This is a genomic window from Frankia sp. CcWB2, from assembly GCF_977927585.1.
Genome location: NZ_CDWRCM010000163.1, coordinates 1 through 1,354, shown reverse-complemented (window position 1 = coordinate 1,354; position 1,354 = coordinate 1). Strand labels below are relative to the sequence as shown.

The 1,354-nt window shown below is 64.0% G+C and carries 1 pseudogene; it reads right to left on the bottom strand.

Features of this window, described 5'->3' with window-relative positions:
* Window positions 1-258 (bottom strand): annotated as a pseudogene (locus ACY45C_RS16035) (IS630 family transposase); the annotation flags it as partial.
* Window positions 259-1,354: the final 1,096 nt, after the last annotated feature.

Here is a 1,354-nt window from a genome sequence, read left to right as displayed (position 1 = left end):
CAGGGCGCAGATGTCGCGGACGCGGTTCCAGAAGTCGGGGGTGTCGCGCCGGGTGAGCCATCCGGTCACCTTGTGCGGCTTAAGGTCCAGGCCGGCCAGGATCCTGCCGACCTGAGAGGCGGATATCGGGGCGAAGACGATGCCCGCGACCTGGGCGGCGATCGCCGCATGAGTCCAGGTGGCGGCGAGCCCGGGCGGGGTGCTGGTGGCCGCGGCGACCACCGGCACCGCCGCACACCGTCCCGAGCCCTCCACCATAACCAAAGATCATGGTGGAGGGCCGGTCGCAGGCGGCGGGATGGGGCCGTGCCGAAGAACCCGCCCGAGTCCATGCAGCACCATCTGCGCCAGCGGCTGAACACCCGCGCTCACGAACGCTGACCGCAACTGGCCCGGGTCCACATCCGCTTCCGAGCCGGATTCGCCTACGTCGACGGCGAGTTGAAGACAAGACTGCTACTCCCCACGCACCACGTCCGTGGACTCTACTCATGGGCGGGCAGTCGATACCCGTTCAATGTGGCCGGGCGTGTTGCCGAGCTGACCTATAGCCGTAACCCGTTCGCGATAAAATGTTACCCGCCATTCTATGCCCGGACATCCACGCGCCTGGCCCAACCCGCGTTGTCACTTCAGGCGCGGCGTCAGGTCGTCAACTCGTCAACGGCGGGGATGGGTGACGTGATGCGACCGTGGCGACCTCGGTTGCCGCGAGGCAGGAAGTATGGGCCCGAAGCGGCGGGGCATCAACCCACGGCAGTACTGGCGCTGATATTCGTATCAGCCGATCTCAATTGTCGATGGCTGGCGCCGGACGCAGAACGCCGATCACCCACTCGTATCGGCTATGATTAGCTCGAAGCTAGCGGAGGTCGGTATTTCGTCGGCATGTTCAGCTGCCTAGGCTGCCGCGCCCGGCGAACGGGGTGCCGCCGATGGCTTACCAGGACGTTCGCGACAGTTACAGAAAGGACACGGTCATGACGTTCGCATTGTCATCCGGATCGACGGCCGTATCTTACACCGGGACCCGTCGGCGAGGATAGATCAGGAGCGGCATCGGGCACGGCGTCCAGAGTCGGCCCTGGGAAACTGGATGTTTTCCGGCTGGCCAGCCGCGGAGACCCTATACACCCTCCGTACGCTCCGCGAAAAGACCGTTTCCACCTGCTGCCCCTCGGGGAGGAACCTGTCGTTGTATCCCGAGAATTTGTTGAGGCCGTCTGCTGACGGACCAGAGGAGCGTACTCAGTAGACAAGATCCAAACAATCGAGGAGCTACACACCGCAGCATCCGATCTCACCGGACTCACCGACTTCGGCCCGTCGGACTATCTGGAAGGGCTCTAGTACT